The organism is Microbacterium sp. B24 (assembly GCF_000333415.1).
Classification (GTDB): domain Bacteria; phylum Actinomycetota; class Actinomycetes; order Actinomycetales; family Microbacteriaceae; genus Microbacterium.
Map to the genome: position 1 here is coordinate 1 of NZ_BADB01000350.1, position 3,665 is coordinate 3,665.

Here is a 3,665-nt window from a genome sequence, read left to right on the forward strand (position 1 = left end):
CGCGGTGCCGCGACCGACACCGCAATGGTGGAGGCGAGCGAGAACTGTCCTGCTTCGTCGATGACGAGCAGGTCCAGGCTCGCGCGGGGCACGCGCCCGGCGTGACTCAGGTCCCACGCCGTGCCCCCGATGACGAAACCCTCCGGGTGGGCTGCGGCGAACGCCGCGTAGCCGTCCTTCGCGATGACGGTGAAGCTCTCGGCGCCGGATGCCGTGCCCTTCGTCGCCTTCGCGACGCGCTCACCCGGCACGCCCGCATCGACGATGCGCGCGAGCATGTTCTCCACGACCGCGTGCGACTGCGCCACGACACCGACGCGGTATCCCTTCTCGCGGACGAGCCGTGCAACCACGTGCGAGCCGACATAGGTCTTGCCGGTGCCCGGCGGACCCTGCACGGCCAGATAGCTGCGGTCGAGGTCGTCGACGGCACGGGCGATCTCGTCGACCGCATCGCCGAGGCCCTCACTGCGGGCGAGCGCGCCCGAGCGCGTGCGCGGAACCCTGCGCAGCAGCAGATCGGTCGCGGCGTCGGACGGGAACGCTGCGGAGTGCAGGGGCGCAGCCTGGATGATCGCGTCGGCCCACTGGTCGATGGCCGCCTGTTGCGACCCGGCCTGCGGCGGCGCGGGCGGTGTGGAGGCGATCGGCAGCTCCTGCCAGGTGAACCCCTGAACGGAGTTCTCCTCCACGACCATGCCGTCATCGAGGACGTCGACGACGCGGACCGAACGTGCAGCGTGGATCCATCGCGGGCTGGTGTCGACCGGGAACGGTGTCGGCAGCTCGTACAGCAGGAAGACCGCACCCCCCGCGGACAGCTTCGTGCCCGGCGCGAGATCGCCGCGCAGCTCGATCACGCGACGCTGGACGCGTCCGCCCTCCGGTACGTGCCAGTCGCTCAGGACTCGGCACCGATCGTGATCGAAGACGACGACGTCGCGGGTGTCCTCCCAGATCGAGACGGGCTCACGCAGCCGCAGGAAGTGCGTCGCCCAGAAGGTCTTCGCCTCGCGGGGGTAGTAGTCGATCGCCGCGGCGGCGAGCTTGAGCGCGGTGACCGCGGCCACATCGGGGGCATCGTCCCTCTCGGCAGCGCCCGCCATGCGCGTGAGCGCATCGGCACGCGGGGACGGTTCGTACGGACGCTCTGCGGCGTCGACGTCTGCCGAGGGCAGGAGCTTGGACTCCCGGGCCCGCTCGACCAGCCAGTTGCGCAAGCGCCGGGTCGAGACGCAGTCGTAGCGGTTGTAGTCGGCGAGATCGTCGAGAATCGCCGCTCCCGCGGCATCCGCCCCCGCGTCGATCAGCTCGCGCGCCTCGACATACTTGACGATCGAGTCGTCGCCGCGCTGCACGTCGCTGGTGCGCACCTCGGCGCCCATGTAGAGCGGTTCGAGCTTCTTGATCGAGTACGAGCGCGATCCCACGCGAAGGGCGCGCCGGACGATCGGGTAGAGGTCGACGAAGACGCCCTCACGCAACAGCGTGTCGACCTCGGCCTCGCGCACACCGTAGCGGGCGGCCATCGCCAGCAGATGCGTCGGTTCGTACGGCGCGTAGTGGTAGATGTGCATTCCGGGGTGGGCGCGCCGGCGCAGCGCCACCACATCCAGGAAATCCTCGAGCGCCCGCTTCTCATCGGCAAAGGAATGCGCCCACAGCGCCGCGTATTGCTCGTCGTCGTCGACCCAGCCGAACAGGTAGTCGATGCCCCACATCGCTCCCACCCCGTCGGCGGCTTCGGTGTAGAGCGGGTCTCCCTCGAATTCGAAGAAGAAGTCCCCGCGGTCGGGCCGGGGCAGCGCTCCGATTCGCCTTCGGAAGACCACCTCGAAGGTCGGCACCGGCGGCGCGGCCGCGGTTGCCGTCTCCCCAAGCGGCCGCCGGGCTGTCCAGCTGCAAGCGCGCCTGCGTACGCAGGCCGGCGAACGTGTCCCCCGACATCCGCTCGGGAGGCGCGCTCGCGGCGGCCAGGTCGTCGATGGTATGGATGCCGGCGGCGCGCAGCCGGTCACGCTGCACGGGTCGCATCCCCGCGACGAGCAGCAGGTCGCGATGGGCGACGACCTCCGCATCGCAGGTCGCGCATCGGCCGCACGCCACGATCCTGAGCTCACNCCGGTCGTCTCCCCACGCGATCGGAGCGCCCGTAGCGCCCGCCGCGATGTCGCGGTCGGCGACGAGCGCCCGCAGTCGCTGCCTGCGCAACCGGAAGACGGGCAGGAGGTCGCTGACGGCGTGCGTCGAGGTCGTGCCGTCGCCGAGCAGCAACTCCACACGGCTGCTGCGCGGCACTCCCAGCCGGTCGAGCTGGTCGGCATATGCCGCAAGCTGCATCAACGCCGTCACGCGTGCGTGACGCGCGAGTTTGGTGTCCTGCACGACCCACGGGTTGGCGGCGGCATCCGCGGGGCGAGCGGGGTCGTCGCGCACGAGGAAGTCGGCGAATCCGACGAACTCCTCGGTGGCGAACACCGCCTGATAGATGACCGCGACGGCGGGGTCGGCCAGCGCCGCCGTCGTCGCGGCCACCGCAGCCGCGACGGCCGCGGCATCCGACGATCGCGTCTCGGGCAGTTCCACGACACGTCCGGGATACTGCGCGCGGTAGGCCTCCAGCTGGCGCAGCTCGTGCTGGGTGCCGAGCCGACCGGCGCGCTCGAGGGTGAGGTCTTCGGGTTCGACGACCGCCGGCACCCGTCCGAGCTTGGCGTCGATCGCACGCAGCCACGCGAACTCGCACTCGGCGGCTGCTTTCAGATCGCTCGCGCTCCAGACGATGCGCGCACCGTCGCCGGTGTCCTCGATGTATCGCATGTCACCCTTCCGCCTTCGACGCTAGTCGGCGCCGCCGACATCGCCCAGCGCCTGCGCACCTGCCAGACTGGAGGGGTGAGCGAGAACCTGCCGTTCGAGAGCGTCTATCGGCACGGGTTCGCCCGGGTCGCCGCCTGTACGATCCCCGTCGCGATCGCCGACCCGGCGCGAAACGCCGAGGCGGTCATCGACGCGGCCCGCGCGCTCAGCGACGATGCCGTCGCCGTCGCCGTCTTCCCGGAGCTCTGCCTGACCGGGTACGCCATCGACGACCTCGTGATGCAGGATGCCGTGCTCGACGCCGTCCACGCCGCCATCGCAAGCCTCGTCTCGGCCTCGCAGCAGCTGCGTCCGCTGCTGGTCGTCGGCGCACCGCTGCGGCTGGGGCCACGCCTCTACAACTGCGCGGTGATCATCCACGGCGGCCGCGTGCTCGGCGTCGCACCGAAGAGCTATCTGCCGACCTATCGCGAGTTCTACGAGGCCCGCTGGTACGCGGCCGGAACGGATGCCCCGGAATCCACCGTGCTGGTCGGCCAGGAGGTGCCCGTCGGCACCGACCTGCTGTTCGCCGCGGACGACGTGCCGGGCCTGGTGGTCCACGCGGAGGTGTGCGAGGACATGTGGGTGCCCGTGCCGCCGTCGTCCACCGCCGCTCTCGCCGGTGCGACCGTGCTCCTGAACCTCTCCGGCAGCCCGATCACCGTCGCGCGGGCCGATGATCGTCACCTTCTCGCGAAGTCTCAGTCGTTCCGCTGCATCGCCGCCTACGTGTACGCGGCCGCGGGCCTGGGCGAGTCGACCAACGACGTGTCGGACTCTAGAGGATCCCCGGGACCGAGCTC

At 70.8% G+C, this 3,665-nt stretch carries 2 protein-coding genes; one reads left to right on the forward strand and one right to left on the reverse strand.

Going from position 1 to position 3,665, the window contains the following annotated elements:
• The coding region (locus I5I_RS17950; protein ID WP_374699908.1) for a ribonuclease H-like domain-containing protein at positions 1-1,721 on the reverse strand (1,721 nt) is incomplete at its 3' end.
• Positions 1,722-2,895: 1,174 nt separating this feature from the next.
• Between I5I_RS17950 and I5I_RS09060 the strand changes: the two genes are divergently transcribed.
• On the forward strand, positions 2,896-3,665 hold a 770-nt coding region (locus I5I_RS09060; RefSeq protein ID WP_036318495.1), incomplete at its 3' end, for a nitrilase-related carbon-nitrogen hydrolase.